Source organism: Spiribacter curvatus, from assembly GCF_000485905.1.
GTDB lineage: Bacteria > Pseudomonadota > Gammaproteobacteria > Nitrococcales > Nitrococcaceae > Spiribacter > Spiribacter curvatus.
Genome location: NC_022664.1, coordinates 436,176 through 453,192, shown reverse-complemented (window position 1 = coordinate 453,192; position 17,017 = coordinate 436,176). Strand labels below are relative to the sequence as shown.

The following is a 17,017-nucleotide window of genomic DNA, read 5'->3' as shown; positions in this document are numbered from 1 at the left end:
GTCAGACGGGACGGACATCGTCCTCGGCCATCTCTTCTGCGTCCTCCTCCTCTAATCCCGGTTTGGGCCAGGCATTCATAACGGCCTGGATCAGGTTGGCGAGCGGAATCGCGAAGAACACGCCCCAGAACCCCCAGATACCGCCAAAAATCAGAATCGCGATAATGATCGCAACCGGGTGGAGGTTGACGGCCTCGGAGAACAGCAACGGCACAAGCACATTGGCGTCGATCGCCTGGATGATGGCGTAGGCGATCAGGATCCACATGAACTCGCTACTGGCGCCGAACTGGAAGTAGGCCACGATCGCGATGGGCAGTGTGACCACGATCGCGCCGACATACGGGATGATGACTGACAGGCCGACCATCAGTGCCAGCAGCATCGCGAAATCGAGCCCCAGCAAAAGAAAGGTGAGATAGCTGCCCACCCAGACAATCGCCACTTCAACAAACTTGCCCCGCACGTAGTTGCCGATCTGCAAATCCACCTCGCGCCACACCGAGTCCACTAACCCGTAGTGGCGGGGCAGAAAGCGCACCGTCCAGCCCAGAATCCGCGCCTTGTCCCAGAGGAAAAAGAAAATCAGCACCGGCAGCAGGACCGCATAGACCATCACCGTGACCACCATCACCACCGAGGCCAGGGAAAAGGACGACGCCAGCGAGCGTGCATACACAATCGCCTCGCGACGGATAGCGTCCAGCAGTGCAGCGACCTGCTCGGCAGAGAAATAGGCCGGATAGCGCTCCGGCAACTGCAGTAATGCACGCTGACCCCGCTCGAGCATGGCGGGCAGATTCTCCACCAGCTGGATGATCTGATTGACAATGGTCGGCAACAGGGCCACCAGCGTGGCCACCAGGCACAGTATGAAAAGCAGGTAGACGATCAGCACCGCCACCCCGCGCCGGACACCGTAGTGGGTCATTGCGCGGACGACACCCTCGAGCAGGTACGCCAGGACGATGGAGGCGAACACAGGCACCAGCATGCTACCGAGAAAGGTCACGACTGCCGCGCCCACGACGAGCATGACCGTAAGCCCCACCACCTGGGGATTACTGAGGTGGCGGTTAAGCCAGTTGCGGATGGGGTACATGGGCGTCGACAAGGCAACCTCCTGCAGCCGGGTTATACTGTCCCATAAACGACCGCGCGGTGGAACGCGATGGCGGCACCGTCAGTCTCTGGAGGCATGATGTGGCATAAAAGGGTCAACCGGGTCCGGACACTGCTCGGCGCGGCGGCCATGGTCGGCGTGCTGGCGTTGTCGCCCGCCCCGGCCTCCGCCCAGCAGAACGGTCTCGACCTGTCTCTGCCCGACCTCGGCACTCCATCGAGTCAGGCACTGCCGGCGAGCGAGGCCGCGCGCATGGGCCAGGAGATGATGCGCGAGATCCGTCAGGAGGTCGATCTCGTCGACGATCCGGCCGTTAACGCCTATATCCGCGACCTGGGATCGCGTATCGCTGCGGCGACCGATACCCCGGCCGCAGCGTACCGTTTTTTCGTAGTGGATGACCCACGCATCAACGCCTTCGCGATGCCCGGTGGTTATATCGGCGTCCACAGCGGGCTGATCACCGCAAGCCGCAACGAGAGTGAGCTCGGGGCCGTCATCGCCCACGAGCTTTCGCATGTCACCCAGCGGCATATCGCCCGCCGGATCGCCGCCGCCGAACAGACCAGCCTGCGTACCGCCGCCATGGTCCTCGCCGGGCTGGTGATCGGCTCGCAGAGCCCCCAGGCGGGCATGGCCGCCGTCACCACCGGTATGGCTTCCGGTATCGACAGCCAACTGGCCTACTCCCGCGATCACGAGCGTGAGGCGGACCGAACCGGAATGCGGATCCTCGCCCGCGCCAATCTCGATCCCACAGGAATGGCGGATTTCTTTGAGGTCCTTCAGGCCGACAATCGCTACCGCAGCCGTGCACCGGCATTCCTCAGCACTCACCCGCTAACGCGGGCCCGTATTGCTGATACACGGTCGATGGCTCGGGACATGAAGCCGGAGTCGGTGTTCGAGAGCCCCGATTTCGCCTACGTCCGGGCGCGGGTCCAGGTGGCGACCGCCAGCAGCCCGGAGGACGCGGTCGAGGATTTCCGCGCCCGGCTCGAGGCGGACGCGTCACCGGCACTCCGCTACGGGCTCGCCATCGCCCTGATCGCGGACGACAGGCCGGATGCCGCTGTCGATCGCCTCGAGACACTGCTCGATTCAGAGGGGGCACACGACCTTCTCCATGTCGGCCTTGCCGAGGCGGCACTGGCGGATGATCGGATCGACCAGGCGCTGGCACGGATTGAGGATGGCCTGAGCCTGTTCCCCGAAAGCACCGGATTACGGGTGGGTCGCGTCGAGGCGCTCCTACAGGCGGACCGGGCTCAGGATGCGCTCGCCACAACCCGTGACCTGACGCATCAGCAGCCCAATGCACCGGGGATCTGGGCGCTGCACGCACGTGCGGCCAGCGCCGCCGACGACCCCAACGAATCGGCGCTGGCAATGGCCCATCACTACGCGGTACAGGGCGATCTGCAAGCCGGTCTCTCTCAGCTCCGACGGGTGAGCGAGATAAGCGCCACCCCGCAGCAGCTGGCCCGCGCGGATGCACTGCGCAGCCGCTGGGAGGAGCGGTTGACCACCGCCGGCTGAGCGGCCGGGTGATCGGGGTGTTAGCATGACCCTGTCTGAAAGGAGGGGGTCATGGTCAGCGACGGGTCAAGCGAACAGCGCGGTACCGAGTCCAACGTCTGGGCAGCGTGGCTGAATGAGTTCGCGACGCATGCCGATCCACTCGGCATACACGGGCTGATCATCCGCAGTGCGGAAGCACTGGATGGTGTCCGGACGCCGGCCGGTGCGATTCAGGCGCTGACTGATGCGATCGAGGCGGAGCGCGCGCAGCGCCAGGCGCATGGAGAACAGCTCGAAACACTACTCAAGCAGTGGTCGAATACCCTGCAGGTGATTGCCCCCGCCTTCCCCGACACGCCTGCCGCGGACCTTCCAAGCCTCGGTCCCTACCCGCGCCGCCAGACCCAGTTGCGCGCGCTGACCGAACAGCTCGACAACTACCAGACAGCGCTTTGCGGTCATCTCGAGGCCATGACGGACCTTGGCGAACGATGCATTGCCGATCTGCAGACCGAGCTTGGCAATCAACCGCCAACCCAGGTCGATCCCGCGTGGCTGGCAGAGCGCTGGTCCGCCATCGCCGAGCCGCGCTACGAGGCCTGGCTGGCAGAGCCGGATACCCAGCAGCGCATCGCCGATCTCGTCAATGCCTGGAGCCAGCTGGTCCAGATCCTGCGTGGTCTTGCCGATGAATGCCTTGAGGGTCTGGGTCTGCCCTCGGGCCGTGGCATGGACGACATCGCCGCGGAGCTCCAACGCCAGCGGCGCCGTCAACGCCGCGAAACCGCCGCCCTGCGTGCGGAGATCGCCGCCCTGCGCCGCGAGCTCCACGGCGATGGTGAGTCGGCGATCTAGCGCCCATGGCTTCGTCATCGATGCCGTTTCCGGATGACCTCCAGCGCGTTCTGAGCCGCGCCGCCCGCATCGGCCGACGCAGCGAGGACATCACCCCCAGCGAGCCTGTCGCTGACACAGACAATGGCACGCTCCATCGCTACGGCGATCCCAGCAATCCACCATTGCTCATCGTCTATTCGCTGGTCAATCGACCCGCCATCCTCGATCTCAGTCCCGAGCGCTCAGTGGTGGCGCGTCTGATCGCCGGCGGCTTCTGCGTCTACCTGCTGGCCTGGCACCCACCGGGGGCCGCACGGCGTTATCTCGGGCTTGCGGATTATATCCTCGGGGATATCGCAGATGCCGTGGACTGGGTGACCGACCGGCATGAACGCTGCCCGCACCTGCTCGGTATCTGTCAGGGCGGTGTACTCGCCCTCTGCCACGCCGCCCTGGCCCCGGACCGTATCCGCAGCCTGGTTACCCTCGCCACCCCTATCGATACCGCCAGTAACGACGACCGCCTCGCGCAGCTGGCTCGAAGCATTGATTTCGATGCGCTGGTGGCGGCCACGGGCAATGTCACCGGCCAGGGACTGGCAACGGTATTCGCGAGTCTCAAACCGTTCGCACTTGGTCCGCAGCGCTATGGCGATCTGGCGGCGCTGGCCAGAGCCGATGATGCAGCGCTTGAGGCGTTCATGCGCATGGAGCGCTGGATGTACGACGGGCCCGATCTAGCCGGTCGTGCATTCGCCGAGTTCGCCCGCGAGATCTATCAGAACAATGCGCTCATGCACGATACGCTGGTCCTCGATGGGCAATCGGTCCGTCTGGCTGCGATTGATACGCCGGTGTTCAATGCCTGGGCAGAGCACGACCACCTTGTTCCGCCGGCGGCGGCGCAACCGCTGAGCGCCTGCATTGACAGCGACTGCGAGTGCCATGGTGTCCCCGGTGGACATCTGGGGCTTTTTATCGGTGGGCGGGCCCACAAGCAGCTCTACCCCACCCTCATCAACTGGCTGAGGAGCCACTGACCATGTCCACTGTCACGGTACTCGGCCTTTTCTGCGCCGATCTGATCACCCGAACCACCCGCATGCCTGCCTGGGGAGAGACCCTCCATGGCCGGGGTTTCAGCCTGATGGCCGGCGGCAAAGGCTCGAATCAGGCCGTCGCCGCCGCCTGCCAGGGTGCATCGGTGACGTTCATTTCACGCCTTGGCGACGATGCCTTCGCGCCGCTGGCGCAGGACCTGTACAGGCAGGTAGGCATCGATACCACGTATATCGGGATCGATACGGCGGCCAGCACTGGCACGGCCACCATCCTGGTGGATGACACAAAGGGTGATAACGCCATTGTGATCGATCCCGGCGCATGCGCTGGAATGACCGAGGACGACATCAGCGCCGCCGCCGAGCGCATCGCCGCGGCGGACGTCTTCGTCTGCCAGCTGGAGCTGCCCCTGGCACTCTGCAGGCACGGCATCGCACTGGCACAACGCGCGGGAGTGCCCGTCATCCTCAATCCGGCCCCCGCCTGCCAGCTACCCAAGGCGTTTTTCCAGTCGATTGACTATCTGACCCCGAATGAGTCCGAGGCCGCGGAACTGGTCGGCCATACGGTGGAGACCGATGACCAGGTGATCCGGGCGGCGAAAACGCTTCGTCAGTGGGGCGTGGGCAATGTCCTGATGACTTTGGGTGCGCGAGGCGTGTATATCGACAGCGACGGTTTTCAGGGGATCGTCCCAGCGATCAGCGCTGGACCGGTGGCGGATACCATTGGCGCCGGCGATGCATTCAACGGTGCTCTGGCAGCGGCCCTGGCTGACGGCGAGGATCTACCGGCCGCGGCGCGCCGGGCATGTGCGACGGCTGGGATCTCGGTCACCCGGTCGGGCGCGGCCGCTTCCCTACCGACCCGCGGCGAGGTGGAGGCGCAGCTTGCCAACCCGGTCTGAAAGGCTGTGACAGCGTCGTGCGGCGCAACAACGAAAATCCTTGCGTCGGGCTGGCCAGCCCATTACGGTCAAAAGCGTAGAACGATAAAGCGCCAAGAGGAGGAGGCGGCGCTCTCCACCGATGATCCGTCATCAGAATGCGTGGAACGTCCATGGATAAAGCACCCCGACACGAGGGTGCGGTTTATCAGGGAGACTCGGTCTCCCCTTTTTTGGCGTGACGTGCTGCAGCGCAGCACGTCGGCTTCATCAGAAGCTGCAGAAAAGCGCACCGTTGACCGGCAGGTTAGCGCCATTGATGTAGCTGGCTTCATCCGCGGTCAGAAAAGAAACGGCACGGGCGATGTCTTCGGGCCGTCCCATATCCCCGGCGGGGATCTGCGAGACGATGGCCTCACGCACTTTATCCGGCATGGCGTCGGTCATGCTGGTCTTCACATAACCCGGCGACACCGTGTTCGCCGTGACCCCCTTGGGGGCGCCTTCCTTCGCCAGCGCCATGGTGAAGCCGTGCATGCCCGCCTTTGCGGCCGAGTAGTTGGTCTGGCCAAACTGCCCGCTCTGACCATTCACCGAGGAGATGTTCACAACCCGGCCAAAGCCCTGCTGACGCATCCCGGCAACGAACTGGTGGGTGACGTTGAATACACCGCTGAGATTGATGTCGATGACTTTCTGCCAGCTGTCCGCTGACATCTTGTGAAGGAAGCCGTCACTGGTAATGCCGGCGACGTTAACGAGGATATCCACCGTTCCGAAACGTTCCTGAACCGTCTCGGCCATCCTGACGCAGGCGTCGTGATCGCTCACGTCACACTGGACCCAGTCGGCCTCAATCCCATCACTGCGCAGCGCCTCGACCCAGGCCTCGATATTCTCGGCCTCCGGGTCTACACAGGTGCTGACGATACGGCGGCCGTCCGCGGCCAGCTGCCGGCAGATCGCGGTACCGATACCACCCGCTCCGCCCGTTACCAATGCCAGTCGCTGCGTCATCATTCATCTCCTTATCAGTTGTGCGTTGCACAATAATTTGTGCTGCGCATCATAAGGAGGATGCAGTTGTGCTGTCAACGCCCGCCAGGAGCGTGGTATCACCTCGCGGCGGTCAGCAGAAAATGACCGGCACGGAGCCGGTCATGACGATCAGGCTGGACGGGGTCAGTCGCCTTTACTCCCGACCATCATCGCTCGACGATGAATCATTGCCCTTCGCGTCATCGGTGGATTGCTCCTTGCCGGTTGGGTCAGCCTGCTCCTGACGGAACCGATCCATGGTCTGCTGCCACATCGACAGATTCTGTTCGGTAATCTGCGAGAGCACATGTACCGGGTTGCTGGCGTCCATGAAGGTTCGGGCCCGCTCGCGGAGTTCCTTTTGCTGACCAGCCCAGAGATCCATGCTTTTTTCGAGATAGCTCGTGAGCAGGCTCTGCATATTGCCGCCGTAGGCACGGATGACTTGCGCCAGTAGCTCACTGGAGAAGATCGGCTCGCCCCCTTCCTCCTCTTCGCTAATGATCTGGAGCAGAATTGTACGGGTCAGATCAGTGCCGGTCTTGGCATCAGTCACCTTAAAATCGACACTGTCGAGCACCAGGGCTTTTACGTCCTCCAGCGTGACGTAACTGCTGATGGCCGTGTCATATAACCGGCGGTTTGGATACTTCTTGATCAGACGCTTGTCCGCCATGGCTCTTCACCCTCTCTGGGTTAACGTTCCACGGCCAGCGCTACGCCTTGACCGCCACCGATACAGAGCGTTGCGAGACCGCGATTGACATCCCGACGCCGCATCTCATGGAGCAGCGTAACGAGGATTCGTGCGCCGGACGCGCCAATGGGATGGCCGATCGCGATCGCGCCACCATTGACGTTGATCTTGTCCGGATCCCAACCCAGCGCCTTATTAACCGCGAGCGCCTGCGCCGCAAAGGCCTCGTTGGACTCAATCAGCTCGAGGTCGTCGATCGACCATCCGGCCCGCTCGAGACAGCGCTGTGTGGCCGGAATGGGCCCGCTGCCCATGACACTTGGTGCGACACCCGCGTTGGCATAGGCCTTGATACGGGCGATGGGCTCAAGGCCGAGCGTCTTCGCCCGGCTCTCGGACATCATGAGCACAACGGCGGCCCCATCGTTAATCCCTGAGGCATTGCCGGCGGTAACGCTACCTTCCTTATCAAACGCTGGCCGCATCCGTCCGAGTCCCTCAGCCGTGGTGCCATGACGCGGGAACTCGTCGGTATCAAACACCACCGGATCACCCTTGCGCTGGGGAATCTCCACCGGAATGATCTCGTCATCGAAGCGCCCGGCCTTCTGCGCGGCCTCGGCGAGCTGCTGGGAGCGTGCGGCAAACGCATCCTGTTCCTCGCGGGTGATGCCGTATTCCTTGGCCAGGTTCTCCGCGGTGACGCCCATGTGATAATTATTGAAAACGTCAGTCAGGCCGTCCTTGAGCATCGTGTCCTCGAGTTTCCAGGGCCCCATCCGCTGACCATTGCGGGAATTGGGCAGGGCATGCGGGGCCTGGCTCATCGACTCCTGGCCACCAGCCAGCACAACGCCCGCATCCTCCATAGCGATGGACTGCGTGGCCATGTGGGTTGCCTTCAGACCGCTCCCGCAGACCTTGTTGATCGTCATCGCCGGTGTCGTCTCGGGCAGTCCGGCATTGAGGGATGACTGACGCGCGGGATTCATACCACAGGCCGCGGTAAGCACCTGACCGAGCACAACCTCATCGACCGCCGCTGGATCCACATTCGCCCGTGAGAGCACCCCCCGAATCACCTGCGTGCCGACGTCAGCGGCTGACAGGGGCGCCAGCGTCCCACCGAATGATCCGACCGCACTGCGTCCAGCCGCTACAATGACCACGTCTTCCATTGATTCACCCTCCTGTCCGACCGAAGTCGCTGCTTGATTGTGTCTTTACCCTATCACTGCCGGTGCGCCGTTGCCCCGCGCTGGAATGCTCCTCACCAATGGCGATCAGATGCCGGAAGGCGGCCGCCTTGGATTCGGTCTCGTCAAACTCCGCCCGGCAGTCGGAATCATTCACCAGACCACCGCCGGCCCGATAGTCGAGCTCACCACCGCGAGCGGTCAGGGTTCGGATCGCGATACTGGTGTCCATGGCCCCATCGTCGCCGATATAGCCAATCGACCCGCAGTAGATCCCGCGTGGCTCACCCTCGATTTCGTCGATTATCTGCATGGCCCGGTACTTTGGTGCGCCGGTGATAGAACCGCCCGGCAGGCAATCCCGCAGCAGGTCGGTCGCGCTCCGGTCGCCCCTCAACTGTCCGGTCACGGTGCTCACCATGTGATGTACCGTGACAAACGATTCCAGCGCGAACAAGCGCGGCACCCGGACAGAGCCGACCTGGCAGGCCCGGCCCAGATCGTTGCGCAGCAGATCCACGATCATCAGGTTCTCGGCCCGATCCTTCGGGCTTGTCAGCAGATCATCGCGCAGGAGCTCGTCCTGAGCCGGATCCGCCACCCGCCGGCGTGTTCCTTTAATAGGCGCCGTTTCCACCCGTCCGTCGCGCAGACTGAGGAAGCGCTCGGGTGAGCCACTGAGGATGGGCCCACCGGGGAGCTCGAGGTAGGCCGCAAACGGGCCACCGGCAGCGTCACGAAAGTCGGCATAGACGCCGAGCGGATCACCCGCAAACGACGCCCGCAGGCGACGCGCGAGATTGACCTGGTAGCAGTCACCGGCCTGCAGATAATCGCTCACCCGCTGGAAGGTCCGGCCATAGGACGCGTACCCCGGCGTCGCGCACACATCGCCCGGTGACCACCACGCGCCCGGTGTGGCATGCGGACTGTTGCCGAGCCAGTCCGCAATGTGCGCGGGCGGCTCGCCCGCGAGCCAGGCCCTGCGCTGGCGATGGTCCAGTACCAGTGCCCAGTCGTAGAGTCCCACCGCCATGTCTGGCATCCCCGCGTCGGCGCTCGGCTGCTGCTGCAGCCGGCGGCCCAGCTCATAGCCAAAATAGCCGATCGCCCCGCTCGCGAAGGGCAGGGAGGGGTGCGGACGGTCATCCAGATAGGTGTTGAGGATGGCGAGCGGGTCACCGTCGCCAAGATCGCGGCCGGCCTGGGGATCATCGGCCACGCTGCGGTGAGCATCGCCCGGAAACCACCGCGTGCGCCCCCAGCGACTGACCAGCTGGCCGCGCGGGGCCGCACTCATAATGCTGTACCGCCCTCCGGCGGCCCCGTCGAGCCAGACCGCCGCCGACTGATGCGCACGCAGTGCCGCGAAGGTCGTCAGTGGACAAGCCGGGAAGGCGAGCGGGATGTCGGTCATGGGCTGTCAGCCACCCATCGGTGCCGGGTATGCGGGCATGGTAATCTTATCCGTCGACAAACACGATCAGCCGGTTGAGACGAGGGGGATCATGGCAGGGCACAGCAAGTGGGCCAACATCCAGCACCGCAAGAAGGCCCAGGACGCAAAGCGCGGCAAAATCTTCACCAAGATGATCCGCGAAATCACGGTGGCAGCCCGTCATGGCGGGGATGACCCGGATTCCAATCCGCGGCTGCGCCTGGCCGTTGATCGCGCGCTCGCGGTGAACATGCCCAAGGACAAGATTGACAAGGCCGCTGCCCGTGGCGCCGGTAATGACGAGGGCACCGCCTATGAGGAAGCCCGCTTCGAGGGCTACGGCCCGGGCGGCGTCGCGATTATGGCTGACTGCATGACCGACAACCGCAACCGGACCGTGGGCGAGATCCGCCACGCCTTCAACAAGCATAACGGCAACATGGGGACCGACGGCTGTGTCGCGTTCATGTTCCAGCAGCGCGGCGTCATGATCTTTCCGCCCGAGACCGGCGAAGATGCATTGATGGAGGCAGCTCTCGAGGCCGGTGCCGAGGATGTCATCAGTAACGATGACGGCTCATTCGAGGTGCTCACCGCACCCGAGGACTTTACAGAAGTCCGCGATGCACTCGTGCAGGGTGGCTTCGAGCCCGCGGATGCCGAAGTGACCATGCGGCCCGAAAACACCACCGAGCTGGCGGATGATGACGCTCGCAAGGCAGTCAGGCTGATAGAGCGGCTGGAGGACCTGGACGACGTTCAGCACGTCTACACCAATGCCGAGCTGCAGGCCGCCGCCTACGAGGATACCTAGCGCGACATGACGGCGATGGCGGATGAACGCCGGGTGCTTGGCATCGACCCCGGTTCGGTGCGTACCGGCTTTGGCATTATCGCCGTCGATGGCGTCCGCAGCCGCTATGTCGCAAGTGGCGTCATCCAGGCAGGACGGGGCGCCTTCGCCGAGCGCCTGCATACGATTTTCACCAGTCTCGCTGCAGTGATCGCCGAACACGGCCCGACCGAGAGCGCTGTCGAGGAGGTATTCGTCAACCGCAATGTCCAGTCAGCGCTCAAACTGGGACAGGCACGGGGTGCGGCCATCTGCGCCTGTGCCAGCGCGGGACTGGCGGTGGATGAGTACAGCGCCCGTGCCGTCAAACAGGCGCTGGTCGGCCGCGGCGGCGCTGATAAGGATCAGGTCGGTTACATGGTGCGCACCATACTCACGCTCAAGGGCGACCTGCGCGAGGATGCCGCCGACGCCCTCGCGGTCGCTCTGACTCATGTCCAGCATGACCGATTGACCGCACAGCTCGCCGGCCAGAGCCGCGGGGGAGCGACATGATCGGTCGTATCACCGGAGAACTGGTCGAAAAGCAGCCACCATTGATCGTCGTGGATGTGCATGGCGTTGGCTATGAGATCGAGGTTCCAATGTCCACCCTCTATCAGCTGCCGACGCTGGGCGAGACCGTCGGTCTGCGGATCCATCAAGGGGTGCGTGACGAGGTGGCCGTCCTCTACGGGTTTTTCAGCGAGGGTGAACGCGAGCTGTTCCGAGCCCTGATCCGGGTCAACGGCGTTGGCCCGAAAATGGCACTCGCTATCCTCTCGGGCATCAGTGCCGAGGAATTCCGGCGCTCGGTGGAACAGCGTGACACGGCCACCCTGACCCGACTGCCCGGCATCGGCCGGAAAATCGCCGAGCGCCTGACCCTGGAGATGCAGGATCAGCTCGATGGTCTCACCAGCACCCCGGGCAGACTGCCCGGGGCACCGGCCGGAACCGCCGCCGGCACAGTCCCCGACGATCCCATGGCCGAGGCCAGCGCGGCGCTGGTCGCGTTGGGCTATAAACCCGCCGAGGCACAGCGGCTGCTACAGGGCCTGGAGGGCGACGACAGCGAACAACTGATCCGCGCGGCCCTGAAAAAGGCGGTACGCTAGTCCATGCAGCGACCCGAGACGCCATGATCGATAACGACCGCATCACCACCAGCAACGCAGCCCCCGACGATGAGGCCGTGGATCGTGCGATCCGGCCCCGGAAGCTGAGCGACTACATCGGTCAGCAGGGCGTTCGTGAGCAGCTCGAGATCTTTATCGGCGCAGCCCGAGGCCGGGCTGAGGCACTGGACCATGTCCTGGTATTCGGCCCACCCGGCCTTGGCAAGACTACCCTCGCGCACATCATTGCGCAGGAGCTGGGCGTCAACCTGCGCCAGACGTCAGGCCCGGTTATCGACCGTCCCGGCGACCTGGCCGCACTGCTCACGAATCTCGAGCCCGGTGACGTGCTGTTCGTCGACGAGATCCATCGCCTCTCTGCCGTGGTGGAGGAAGTCCTCTACCCGGCGATGGAGGACCAGCAGATCGACATCGTGGTTGGTGAGGGCCCGGCGGCCCGCTCCATCAAGCTCGATCTACCGGCATTCACCCTTGTCGGCGCCACCACCCGCGCCGGGCTATTAACCTCTCCGCTACGCGATCGCTTCGGTATCGTCCAGCGACTCGAATACTACTCAGTGGATGAACTCACCACCATCGTCGATCGCTCGGCTGGTCTGCTCAACCTGGCGATGGAGGCGGATGGTGCCACCGAGATCGCCCGTCGGGCACGGGGCACCCCACGCATTGCCAACCGCCTGCTGCGCCGGGTCCGCGACTATGCCGAGGTACGCGCCGATGGGCGTATCAGCCAGGGCGTCGCGGCGGCCGCCATGGACATGCTCAAGGTCGATGACAGCGGCTTCGATATCCAGGATCGGCGACTGCTGTCCGCCATTATCGAGAAGTTTGACGGTGGGCCGGTCGGCGTCGAGAGCCTCGCCGCCGCCATTGGCGAGGAGCGTGGCACCATCGAGGATGTCATCGAACCCTATCTGATCCAGCAGGGCTTTCTGCACCGGACACCGCGGGGGCGTATGGCCACCCGTCATGCCTATGTGCATCTCAATGTTCCAGCGCCGCCGCGTATCGAGGATCCTAATGGTGAGCTGTTCCGGGGCGATTGATGGCGCTGGTTGCGCGGTCCCGGAGCGATCGTTAGTGTTTCTAAGCAATAGCACCGCCGGTGGCCCCGCCATGGCGGGGATTGTCCGACCCGGGGAGACCAATGTCCGTTGACCTGTCCATCACTCAACTCATCATCGAGGCGAGCTTTGTTGTCCAGCTGGTGATGCTGGTGCTGCTGTTCGCATCCATCAGCTCCTGGGCAATCATCCTCCGCAAGAGCCGGACGTTCCGGCAGGCCCAGCGCGGCGCGGTTCGATTCGAGGACATGTTCTGGTCGGGCGGCAACCTCAACGATATTTACGCGCAGAGCGAACAACCGGACATCACCACCGGCGGCATGGAGCGCATTTTCCGCGCCGGGCTCCGCGAATTCAGGCTGATGCGCCGCCAGAACGCCCAGCCCGAATCCACCATCGAGGCCGCGCAGCGCGCCATGCGAATCGCCCTGAGTCGTGAAATGGACCAGATCGAGCAGTCGGTCCCCTTCCTTGCGACCATCGGCTCGACCAGCCCATATATCGGGCTTTTCGGGACGGTCTGGGGCATCATGAACGCATTCCTGGCACTGGGGGCGATGCAGCAGGCGACACTCGCGACTGTGGCGCCCGGAATCGCTGAGGCGCTCATCGCGACCGCCCTTGGCCTGTTTGCAGCCATTCCGGCGGTGATTGCCTACAACCGCTTCGCCAACCGCTCCGAGCAGATGACCAGTCGCTACGAGATCTTCATCGAGGAGTTTACCGGGATCCTCCAACGGCATCTCCAGGGCGGGTCCGCCAACGCCAAGGGACGACTGGATCGTGAACCGTAACCCGCCGCTGCGCCGCCGCAGCCACCGCAAACCCATGGCGGAAATCAATGTCGTTCCCTACATCGACGTCATGCTGGTGCTGCTGGTGATCTTCATGGTGACTGCGCCGCTGCTCTACCAGGGCGTCGAGATCGATCTTCCCCAGTCCAGCGCCGAGCCGCTCCCGCCCCAGGACCAGGAGCCGGTGATCGTCGAAGTGGACGAGGCGGGCCGTTATTACTTGAGCATTGGCGAGCAGGCGGACGATGAGCCGGTCAGCGCCCGTGAGGTGGTGCTCAACATCACCGCGGTGATGCGCGCCCGCCCCGAGACTCCGGTCTATGTCCGTGGCGACGGCGATGTGGCCTACTCGCGCGTGATCGATGTCATGTCCGCATTGCAGCGTGCCGGCGTGCCACAGGTCGGTTTGATGACTCAGCCGTCGGGCGATGGCTCGACCCGTAGCGGGTAGGGTACGGCGCCGATGCAGGGCTTCAGAGAGATCGGTCTATCAGTGCTGGCACATGCCGTACTGCTCGGTTTTTTCGCCGTCAGTTTCCAGATGAACGGGGTGACCGATCAGGCTACCCCTGGGACCGAGCAGGCGGTGCAGGCAGTGGCCGTTGACGAGGCCGACGTCCAGCAGACCATCGATGCGCTCGAGGCGCAGGAGGCAGCAGAGCAGCGTCAGCAGCAAGAGGCACTCGACGCGTTGGAGACCGAGCGTCAGCGCGAGGCCGAACGGCTGGCAGCGGAGCGTGAGGCGCTGCAGGCGGCGGAGGAGCGTCGGCGTCAGGCGGAGGCGGAGGCGGAAGCCGAGGCCCAGCGCCAGCGCGAAGCTGAGCAGGCACGCCGTGAAGCGGAAATAGCAGAGGCAGAGGCAAAGGCCGAGGCACAGCGCCAGCGAGAGGCTGAGGAGCAGGCCCGCCGTGAGGCCGAAGCGGAGGAACGGCGCCAGCGCGAAGCCGAGGCCCGGGCACAGCGTGAAGCCGAGGCCGAAGCCCAGGCCCGCCGTGAGGCCGAAGCGGAGGAGCGGCGCCAGCGCGAAGCCGAGGCCCAGGCACAGCGTGAAGCCGAAGCAGAGGCGCAGGCCCGCCGTGAGGCCGAGGCCCGGCAACAGGCACAGGCCCAGCGCCAGGCGCGCGGGACTTATGATGCCGCTATCCGCCAGAAAGTCGAAGGAGTCTGGCGTCGGCCTGCCGGTATTCCCGACGGGCTGAGCGCGCTGGTAGCCGTCCGCCTGGGTCCCGGCGGGATCGTCCTCTCCGTCGAGGTCACTCGGTCAAGTGGCAACGCCGCGTTCGATCGCTCTGCTGTGACCGCAGTGCGACGGGCCGACCCGCTGCCGATGCCCGACGATCCGGCACTCGCCGAGCCCTACCGGGAGGGGGTGGAAATGGTGTTTGCACCGGATGCCTGACAAGCAGCACAAGCCACCGCCATCCGTTACGATAGAGGTCCAATGAAAGCCCTTGCCGAGGTGGGATCGTCCCCCATGAAAGCGCTCGCCCTTGTCCTCATCATGTTGATGGCCTCGCCGGCCATGGCACAGGTCCGCATCGAGATCAGCGGTGGCGAGGCCGCCGCGCTGCCCATCGCGGTGGTCCCATTCACGATGGAAGAATCCGTAGCGCCCGACGTCGAGATCGCCGCGGTCATCCGCGATAACCTCTTCCGCAGCGGGCTATTCGCGCCGCTTGATCCGGCCAACCATCTGGGCCAGCCGGCTCAGCTCGGGGATATCCGCTTTCAGAACTGGCGGGCACTGGGCGCCGACACGATCGTGGTCGGTCGAGTCGCACCGCTGGAGGATGAGCGCTACAGGGTCCGCTATGAGCTCGTGGACATCTATGCCGGCGAACGCATCACCGGTCAGCGCTTTCGAGTGACACCGAATGGGCTTCGCAACCTCGCCCATACCATCAGCGATCAGATCTTCGAGTCCCTGATCGGTCGGCCCGGCGGCTTCAATACCCGCATCGCCTATGTTGAGGAAGCCGGCGGTGTTGATGAGCCCTCGTACCGGCTAACGGTCGCCGAGGCCGACGGTCAGCGGCCGCAGACCATCCTGACCTCGAACGAGCCCCTCCTCTCGCCAGACTGGTCACCGGATGGCGGGCGCATCGCCTACGTGTCGTTCGAATCCGGTCGCAGCTCGCAGATCTTCGTGCAGGATGTCGCCTCGGGTGATCGCCGGGCGGTGGCGCGCTTCGAGGGGATCAATGGTGCACCCGCCTGGTCCCCGGATGGCGAACAGCTGGCTGTGACGCTGTCCCGCGACGGCAACCCGGACATCTTTCTGATTGATCCGGACGGCGAACGCGAGCCACGAGCACTGACCCGGCACTTCGGCATCGACACCGAACCGGCCTGGTCCGCGGACGGTGATGCGATTTACTTCACATCGAACCGTGGTGGCAGCCCGCAGATCTACCGAATGCCCGTTGATGGCGGTGACGCGGAACGCATCACATTCGAGGGCGGCTATAACGCCAGCCCCAGCCTCTCTGACAACGGCCGTTTCCTCACTTTCGTCCATCAGGGTGGGGACGGCTTTCAGATCGCCATCCAAGATCTGGACGAGGACGTGATGCGCGTTCTCACCGATGGCCCACTGGATGAATCGCCCAGCTTTTCGGCGAGTAGCAGTATGATCGCCTATACGCGGGATACGGACGAAGGGACCGAGTTGGCAACCGTCTCGGTCTTCGGCCGCGTTCAAGGCGAACTGACCCGCTTCGAGAACACCGTGCGCGAGCCCGATTGGGGTCCGCTGCCCTCAGACAGCAACAACTGAATCATCTGACTCAATGGAGAACGACCCATGAAACCGATCCGATACTGGCTGATCCCGCTCGCATTGACCGCCCTGCTGGCCGGCTGCGCAACCACCGATGACGCGATTGACGACGCCGAAATGGCAGAGATCGATCAGGCAGCCGCCGCTGAGGCAGAGACTGGCGGTGACGGCGCCGACAGTAACGGCGCTGATGCAGCCGGCGCCACGGACGCCACCGGCGTTTCCGGCGAGCCGCTCGAAGATCCGGACAGCCCGCTGTCTGATCGGGTCATCTATTTCGAGTACGACAGCTCCACGCTGAGTGACGAAGCAATGACGCTGATCGAGGCGCATGGCGAGTATCTCGCCGACAACGGCAACCGTCAGATGCTGGTTGAGGGACATACCGATGAGCGCGGCGCCCGGGAATACAACCTTGCACTCGGCGAGCGGCGCGCGGAATCGGTCAAACAGGCACTGCTGATTGCCGGAGCCGACGAGGAGCAGATCGAGATCGTGAGTTATGGCGAGGAAAGCCCGGCGGTCAGTGGCAGCGGTGAGTCCGTCTGGTCTGAGAATCGGCGGGCCGCGCTCGTCTACGAGCGCTGATCAGTGAAGCGGAGAGCACTACC

The 17,017-nt window shown here is 64.2% G+C and carries 18 protein-coding genes; 13 read left to right on the top strand and 5 right to left on the bottom strand.

Annotated elements, in window-relative coordinates; translation table 11 throughout:
* Position 1: 1 nt before the first annotated feature.
* Complete coding sequence (locus SPICUR_RS02250) at positions 2 to 1,102, bottom strand: AI-2E family transporter (protein ID WP_023365630.1); 1,101 nt, start codon at positions 1,100 to 1,102, stop codon at positions 2 to 4.
* Between the two features lie 69 nt (positions 1,103 to 1,171).
* Here SPICUR_RS02250 and SPICUR_RS02245 point away from each other — a divergent pair, with 69 nt between their 5' ends.
* Genes SPICUR_RS02245 through rbsK form a run of 4 tightly spaced genes read left to right on the top strand, consistent with a single transcriptional unit; the run spans position 1,172 to position 5,450 of the window.
* Entirely contained in the window at positions 1,172 to 2,662 is a 1,491-nt protein-coding gene (locus SPICUR_RS02245; protein ID WP_077176306.1) for a M48 family metalloprotease, read from the top strand.
* Positions 2,663 to 2,713: 51 nt separating this feature from the next.
* Positions 2,714 to 3,499: a poly(R)-hydroxyalkanoic acid synthase subunit PhaE gene (locus tag SPICUR_RS02240; RefSeq protein ID WP_023365626.1), complete on the top strand. Its 786-nt coding sequence runs from the start codon at positions 2,714 to 2,716 to the stop codon at positions 3,497 to 3,499.
* Between the two features lie 5 nt (positions 3,500 to 3,504).
* Entirely contained in the window at positions 3,505 to 4,521 is a 1,017-nt protein-coding gene (locus SPICUR_RS02235; protein ID WP_023365624.1) for an alpha/beta fold hydrolase, read from the top strand.
* 2 nt (positions 4,522 to 4,523) lie between these two features.
* Positions 4,524 to 5,450 carry a ribokinase gene (rbsK, locus tag SPICUR_RS02230; RefSeq protein ID WP_023365622.1) on the top strand — a complete coding sequence of 309 codons (927 nt, stop codon included), beginning with the start codon at positions 4,524 to 4,526 and terminating at the stop codon, positions 5,448 to 5,450.
* 249 nt (positions 5,451 to 5,699) lie between these two features.
* Here the strand turns inward: rbsK and phbB are convergent, their stop codons facing one another.
* The 4 genes from phbB to pabB all read right to left on the bottom strand — a co-directional run bounded on the left by phbB (position 5,700) and on the right by pabB (position 9,777).
* Positions 5,700 to 6,446, bottom strand: coding sequence for an acetoacetyl-CoA reductase (gene phbB, locus SPICUR_RS02225; RefSeq protein ID WP_041382049.1), 747 nt, complete (start codon positions 6,444 to 6,446; stop codon positions 5,700 to 5,702).
* A 175-nt stretch (positions 6,447 to 6,621) separates the two neighbouring features.
* Positions 6,622 to 7,143, bottom strand: coding sequence for a polyhydroxyalkanoate synthesis repressor PhaR (phaR, locus tag SPICUR_RS02220; RefSeq protein WP_023365618.1), 522 nt, complete (start codon positions 7,141 to 7,143; stop codon positions 6,622 to 6,624).
* A 20-nt stretch (positions 7,144 to 7,163) separates the two neighbouring features.
* Positions 7,164 to 8,342, bottom strand: coding sequence for an acetyl-CoA C-acetyltransferase (locus SPICUR_RS02215; protein ID WP_023365616.1), 1,179 nt, complete (start codon positions 8,340 to 8,342; stop codon positions 7,164 to 7,166).
* A 4-nt stretch (positions 8,343 to 8,346) separates the two neighbouring features.
* The gene (gene pabB, locus SPICUR_RS02210; protein WP_023365614.1) at positions 8,347 to 9,777 is read right to left on the bottom strand and encodes an aminodeoxychorismate synthase component I; all 1,431 of its coding nucleotides are present in this window, start codon (positions 9,775 to 9,777) and stop codon (positions 8,347 to 8,349) included.
* 91 nt (positions 9,778 to 9,868) lie between these two features.
* On the opposite strand from pabB, the gene SPICUR_RS02205 reads away from it, so the two are divergent.
* The 9 genes from SPICUR_RS02205 (at position 9,869) to pal (ending at position 16,994) form a co-directional block, all read left to right on the top strand.
* Positions 9,869 to 10,612 (top strand): YebC/PmpR family DNA-binding transcriptional regulator, encoded by a 744-nt coding sequence (locus SPICUR_RS02205; protein WP_023365612.1) that lies wholly within the window; start codon positions 9,869 to 9,871, stop codon positions 10,610 to 10,612.
* 15 nt (positions 10,613 to 10,627) lie between these two features.
* Positions 10,628 to 11,146, top strand: coding sequence for a crossover junction endodeoxyribonuclease RuvC (gene ruvC, locus SPICUR_RS02200; RefSeq protein WP_023365610.1), 519 nt, complete (start codon positions 10,628 to 10,630; stop codon positions 11,144 to 11,146).
* Positions 11,143 to 11,748, top strand: a complete 606-nt coding sequence (gene ruvA, locus SPICUR_RS02195) for a Holliday junction branch migration protein RuvA (protein WP_023365609.1) — start codon at positions 11,143 to 11,145, stop codon at positions 11,746 to 11,748. Before ruvC ends, ruvA begins: the two co-directional genes overlap by 4 nt.
* Positions 11,749 to 11,771: 23 nt before the next feature.
* A complete protein-coding gene (ruvB, locus tag SPICUR_RS02190; protein WP_023365607.1) occupies positions 11,772 to 12,815 on the top strand; it encodes a Holliday junction branch migration DNA helicase RuvB in 1,044 nt (347 codons plus the stop codon).
* Between the two features lie 101 nt (positions 12,816 to 12,916).
* Positions 12,917 to 13,627 carry a protein TolQ gene (tolQ, locus tag SPICUR_RS02185; RefSeq protein ID WP_023365605.1) on the top strand — a complete coding sequence of 237 codons (711 nt, stop codon included), beginning with the start codon at positions 12,917 to 12,919 and terminating at the stop codon, positions 13,625 to 13,627.
* A 34-nt stretch (positions 13,628 to 13,661) separates the two neighbouring features.
* The gene (tolR, locus tag SPICUR_RS02180; RefSeq protein ID WP_023365603.1) at positions 13,662 to 14,078 is read left to right on the top strand and encodes a protein TolR; all 417 of its coding nucleotides are present in this window, start codon (positions 13,662 to 13,664) and stop codon (positions 14,076 to 14,078) included.
* Positions 14,079 to 14,090: 12 nt separating this feature from the next.
* Positions 14,091 to 15,026, top strand: a complete 936-nt coding sequence (gene tolA, locus SPICUR_RS02175) for a cell envelope integrity protein TolA (RefSeq protein WP_023365601.1) — start codon at positions 14,091 to 14,093, stop codon at positions 15,024 to 15,026.
* Between the two features lie 75 nt (positions 15,027 to 15,101).
* The gene (gene tolB / locus SPICUR_RS02170) at positions 15,102 to 16,403 is read left to right on the top strand and encodes a Tol-Pal system beta propeller repeat protein TolB (RefSeq protein ID WP_023365599.1); all 1,302 of its coding nucleotides are present in this window, start codon (positions 15,102 to 15,104) and stop codon (positions 16,401 to 16,403) included.
* 27 nt (positions 16,404 to 16,430) lie between these two features.
* Positions 16,431 to 16,994 carry a peptidoglycan-associated lipoprotein Pal gene (gene pal / locus SPICUR_RS02165; protein WP_023365597.1) on the top strand — a complete coding sequence of 188 codons (564 nt, stop codon included), beginning with the start codon at positions 16,431 to 16,433 and terminating at the stop codon, positions 16,992 to 16,994.
* Positions 16,995 to 17,017: the final 23 nt, after the last annotated feature.

Excerpts from the sequence above, each read along its gene's own strand:
- SPICUR_RS02250 (WP_023365630.1), bottom strand. The coding sequence starts at position 1,102 with ATGTACCCCATCCGCAACTGGCTTAACCGCCACCTCAGTAATCCCCAG.
- SPICUR_RS02245 (WP_077176306.1), top strand. The coding sequence starts at position 1,172 with ATGGCGGCACCGTCAGTCTCTGGAGGCATGATGTGGCATAAAAGGGTC.
- SPICUR_RS02240 (WP_023365626.1), top strand. The coding sequence starts at position 2,714 with ATGGTCAGCGACGGGTCAAGCGAACAGCGCGGTACCGAGTCCAACGTC.
- SPICUR_RS02235 (WP_023365624.1), top strand. The coding sequence starts at position 3,505 with ATGGCTTCGTCATCGATGCCGTTTCCGGATGACCTCCAGCGCGTTCTG.
- rbsK (WP_023365622.1), top strand. The coding sequence starts at position 4,524 with ATGTCCACTGTCACGGTACTCGGCCTTTTCTGCGCCGATCTGATCACC.
- phbB (WP_041382049.1), bottom strand. The coding sequence starts at position 6,446 with ATGACGCAGCGACTGGCATTGGTAACGGGCGGAGCGGGTGGTATCGGT.
- phaR (WP_023365618.1), bottom strand. The coding sequence starts at position 7,143 with ATGGCGGACAAGCGTCTGATCAAGAAGTATCCAAACCGCCGGTTATAT.
- SPICUR_RS02215 (WP_023365616.1), bottom strand. The coding sequence starts at position 8,342 with ATGGAAGACGTGGTCATTGTAGCGGCTGGACGCAGTGCGGTCGGATCA.
- pabB (WP_023365614.1), bottom strand. The coding sequence starts at position 9,777 with ATGACCGACATCCCGCTCGCCTTCCCGGCTTGTCCACTGACGACCTTC.
- SPICUR_RS02205 (WP_023365612.1), top strand. The coding sequence starts at position 9,869 with ATGGCAGGGCACAGCAAGTGGGCCAACATCCAGCACCGCAAGAAGGCC.
- ruvC (WP_023365610.1), top strand. The coding sequence starts at position 10,628 with ATGGCGGATGAACGCCGGGTGCTTGGCATCGACCCCGGTTCGGTGCGT.
- ruvA (WP_023365609.1), top strand. The coding sequence starts at position 11,143 with ATGATCGGTCGTATCACCGGAGAACTGGTCGAAAAGCAGCCACCATTG.
- ruvB (WP_023365607.1), top strand. The coding sequence starts at position 11,772 with ATGATCGATAACGACCGCATCACCACCAGCAACGCAGCCCCCGACGAT.
- tolQ (WP_023365605.1), top strand. The coding sequence starts at position 12,917 with ATGTCCGTTGACCTGTCCATCACTCAACTCATCATCGAGGCGAGCTTT.
- tolR (WP_023365603.1), top strand. The coding sequence starts at position 13,662 with ATGGCGGAAATCAATGTCGTTCCCTACATCGACGTCATGCTGGTGCTG.
- tolA (WP_023365601.1), top strand. The coding sequence starts at position 14,091 with ATGCAGGGCTTCAGAGAGATCGGTCTATCAGTGCTGGCACATGCCGTA.
- tolB (WP_023365599.1), top strand. The coding sequence starts at position 15,102 with ATGAAAGCGCTCGCCCTTGTCCTCATCATGTTGATGGCCTCGCCGGCC.
- pal (WP_023365597.1), top strand. The coding sequence starts at position 16,431 with ATGAAACCGATCCGATACTGGCTGATCCCGCTCGCATTGACCGCCCTG.